Origin of the sequence: Streptomyces cahuitamycinicus, assembly GCF_002891435.1 — a bacterium.
Lineage (GTDB): Bacteria > Actinomycetota > Actinomycetes > Streptomycetales > Streptomycetaceae > Streptomyces > Streptomyces cahuitamycinicus.
In genome coordinates, this window is the sequence record NZ_POUC01000691.1 from 1 (window position 1) to 2,745 (window position 2,745).

The 2,745-nt window shown below is 71.7% G+C and carries 3 protein-coding genes and 1 pseudogene; 1 reads left to right on the forward strand and 3 read right to left on the reverse strand.

Translation table 11 applies throughout. The features are described 5' to 3' along the window. On the forward strand, positions 1 to 687 hold a 687-nt coding region (locus tag C1J00_RS41680), incomplete at its 5' end, for an ATP-dependent helicase C-terminal domain-containing protein (protein WP_281262801.1). Here C1J00_RS41680 and pgfA read toward each other — a convergent pair. The 3 genes and pseudogenes from pgfA to C1J00_RS41690 all read right to left on the reverse strand — a co-directional run. Next, a complete protein-coding gene (pgfA, locus tag C1J00_RS41685; protein ID WP_102914015.1) occupies positions 677 to 1,666 on the reverse strand; it encodes a cell envelope lipid trafficking protein PgfA in 990 nt (329 codons plus the stop codon). The two genes, C1J00_RS41680 and pgfA, sit on opposite strands and share 11 nt — an antisense overlap. 25 nt (positions 1,667 to 1,691) lie before the next feature. Further along, positions 1,692 to 1,826, reverse strand: a complete 135-nt coding sequence (locus tag C1J00_RS44530; protein ID WP_107308296.1) for an SPW_0924 family protein — start codon at positions 1,824 to 1,826, stop codon at positions 1,692 to 1,694. Between the two features lie 150 nt (positions 1,827 to 1,976). Continuing rightward, positions 1,977 to 2,745 (reverse strand): annotated as a pseudogene (locus C1J00_RS41690) (lytic transglycosylase); the annotation flags it as partial.

A 2,745-nucleotide genomic window follows, 5' to 3' on the forward strand; every position in this document is an offset into this window, starting at 1 on the left:
GTGGCGCGGAGGGTGGAGCGGCTGGGGGCCGTGGAGCTGGCCGTGCGGACGCTGAAGGACGCCGGTTCCGGGCTCGTGCGCGAGGCATTGCTCGACGGGCTGCGGCGGGAGGGGTTCGGGCTGTTGCGGTGGTCGGCGGAGGCCGATGCCCTGCGGCAACGGCTGGCGTTCCTGCGGCTCCATGTCGGTGCGCCCTGGCCCGACGTGTCCGATGACGCGCTGCACGCGCGCGTGGATGAGTGGCTGGAGCCGGAGCTCGGCCGGGCGCGGCGGCGGGCCGATCTGGCCCGGATCGACGCCGGGCAGGCGCTCGCCCGGCTGCTGCCCTGGGCCTCCGGAGAGGCGGGGCGGCTCGACGAGCTGGCCCCGGAGCGGATGAGCGTGCCGAGCGGTTCGAGGATCCGGATCGACTACTCGCGGCCCGAGCAGCCCGTGCTGGCGGTGAAGTTGCAGGAGATGTTCGGGCTGCAGGAGTCGCCCCGGGTCGCCGGGGTGCCGCTGCTCGTGCATCTGCTGTCTCCGGCCGGGCGCCCGGCCGCCGTCACCGCCGATCTAGCCTCGTTCTGGCGGGACGGCTACCGGGGCGTGCGGGCGGAGCTGCGGGGGCGGTATCCGAAGCATCCATGGCCCGAGGACCCGGCGGGCGCCGAGCCGACCCGGCACACCAACGCACGGCTCAGGCGCTGACCGGCGACGGTTCCTCGGCCGCCGTGGGTGCCGGGCCGGAGCGGCGGCCGCGTGCCTCCAGGTACAGCGCGAGGGCCAGCAGGAGAACGCCGAGGGTCAGGAAGCCCCAGGGCAGGTAGGACGTCATCAGCAGGATGAGCAGGCGCTGGGACTCCACCAGGTCGACGGTGTGGGTGATGTAGTCCTCGCGCATCTTCACGTGGCCGGCGAACGCCGTCACCTTGTCGCGGTCGCCGAGGAGAGCGCCGCCGCGCAGTTCCTCCCGGTGGATCTCCTCTCCGTACACGGGCGCGCCGGTGAGGGGTTCGACCCAGAACTTGCGGACCGTGGTGTACCAGCGGGTCGTGCCGGTTCGTGCCACCGCCTCGGGGGTGAGGCCCTCGACGGGCAGGGTCTTCGGGATCTTCACCTTGGTCCAGGGGATGGTCTGCTCGAAGTAGTAGACCTCCAGGCCGCGGAAGTCCTGTGTGCCCTCGTAGGTGATGGGCGCGGTGACGCGGGCCTGGGCGTCGAAGTACTCGTAGGCCCGTTTCTCCGTCAGGAAGGGCCATTTGAACTCGATGCCCGTGCGGCGCACCGGGTCGCCGTCGACCATTTCGCCGGTGGCGTGGACGGGTTCCTGGGTGTGGGCGTCGAAGATGTAGCGCTCGGGGATCCTGGAGACCATCTTGCCGTCGGGCCCGACGACGTAGGACAGGCCGTCCCAGACGACGACGTCCCGCCCGGCCGACTCCTCGATCCGCTCGGAGGCCTCCACGTTGCCCTTGAGGGTCTGGACGATGGTGACCTTGGAGACCTTCTTCGCCCGCATGGTGCCGTAGTCGAGGAGGGTTGCGTCCTTCGCCTCCAGGACCATGTCCTGGTACTGGTTCGCGGGGACCTTGGCGAGGCGCGGGAAGGCGTACCAGCGCAGCAGCGGGGACAGGGCCGCGAAGAACACGGCGAGGGCGAGCAGGACCAGGCCGGCCTTGCGGCGCATCTCGGCCTCCCTCCCGGGCGGGCGGTCAGGGGTGTGCGGGCACGGTCGTCAGCAGCGGCTTCGGGGACGTCCCGCCCGATGGGGTGCCGAGGGCGGTCAGCGTCAGGACCACGGCGAACGCGACGGCGAGACCGGTGGCGGCGGCGATGAGAGCGCGCATACGGAGCCTCCCCACGGGTGGCGACGAAGAGAACTGATACTCCGTCAGGTTTCTCGGCACCGTAGCAACGCGCGGCGGAGATGAGAACACGTTGCACACACAACGACGCCCCTCCTTGTGAGAAGGGGCGTCGCGTGTCGTACCTGAGAGCTATGCGCTCGGACTGGCCGACGGGCTCGGCGAGGACGTCTCGGCCGCCGCCACGGTCAGTTCGACGGTGAGCGTCGCTCCGCCGGCCGTGGTGATGCGGAGCAGGAACGTGCCGGTCGTGTCGTCCGCGTACAGCTTCGGCAGCTTCAGCAGGCCCTTCGCGTCCGTCTTCACCCCCGTGAGCGTGCGGACGGTCTTGTCGTCGGCGTCCTTGAAGTAGGGGCCCTTGTCGTTGGCGGTCGCGTCGTCCGCCGACGTGATCAGCGTGGCGGTGGCCGCGACGCCGTCGGCGACGGCGCCCTGGTACGTGGCCTTCACCTCGACCTGGTCGGCGAACTCGCCGCCGGGGGCGCAGGTCAGTGCGGCGTCACCGGTTCGGGCGAGGGCGTCCGCGGCGCGCTCGGTGACGGTGGCCTTGTAGTCGAGGCCCGGGACGGTACGGCCCACCACGGTGGCGCGGACGGTGACGGCGCCGGTCTTCTCCCCCGCCTGCAGGGCGGGCGCCACGGCCACGCCGGAGCTGTTGGTGGCGACAGTGGCCACGCTTTCACCGCCGGTGAAGGTGGTGTCCGTGTCGCCGACGATCGTGAAGCGGACCCTGACCTTGGCGACGGCCTTGCCGGCCTCCGTCTCGGCGCGGGTGCTGATCCGCTTGCCGAACGCGTCGCCGGCCATGGCGGTGAGCTTCGCGGTTCCGGCGTCCTCCAGGTGGTCCACCGTGTCGGTGGGGGTCGGAGTCGTCGCGGGCGGCGTGGACGGCGTGCCGGGC

What these genes read in the sequence shown, in the direction of transcription:
- C1J00_RS44530 (WP_107308296.1), bottom strand. Translation starts at nt 1,826, where the DNA reads ATGCGCGCTCTCATCGCCGCCGCCACCGGTCTCGCCGTCGCGTTCGCC.
- pgfA (WP_102914015.1), bottom strand. Translation starts at nt 1,666, where the DNA reads ATGCGCCGCAAGGCCGGCCTGGTCCTGCTCGCCCTCGCCGTGTTCTTC.